Consider the following 376-nt stretch of genomic DNA (forward strand, 5'->3'; position numbering starts at 1 on the left):
ACGTCGTACACCAGCGGGCCCTCCCCCACGTCCACCTGTCGTGCGCGGGACGTGTGCGCCGGGGATGTCGCCGCCAGGAGGTACGTGCCCGGGGCCGGGACCGCGACGATGTACGAGCCGTCCGCCAGGGACGTCACCCGGTCCAGTCGGCGGCCGCCGCGGGTCAGCAGGGTCACGTCGGCGTCGCCCACCGGCTCACCGTCCGCCGTGCGGATGAAGCCGTGGATCACGGAGGCCGGACCGCCGCCCTCAGACCCGGTCGCCGGTTCGACCGTCGCCGGCTCCTCCTTCGGCTCCACCGCCAGATGCGGCAACCGCCTCTCCAGCCCCGCCGGCAGCCACCAGTTCGCCTTCCCCAGCAGATGCATCGCGGCCG

The 376-nt window shown here is 74.5% G+C and carries 1 protein-coding gene; it reads right to left on the minus strand.

Going from position 1 to position 376, the window contains the following annotated elements; genetic code table 11:
- Window positions 1-376, minus strand: a 376-nt coding sequence (locus AOK15_RS47015) for a carboxypeptidase-like regulatory domain-containing protein (protein ID WP_240508512.1), incomplete at both ends; no start/stop codon positions are given.

This window comes from Streptomyces ossamyceticus (assembly GCF_001418475.1).
In the GTDB taxonomy this organism is placed as follows: Bacteria; Actinomycetota; Actinomycetes; order Streptomycetales; family Streptomycetaceae; genus Streptomyces; species Streptomyces ossamyceticus.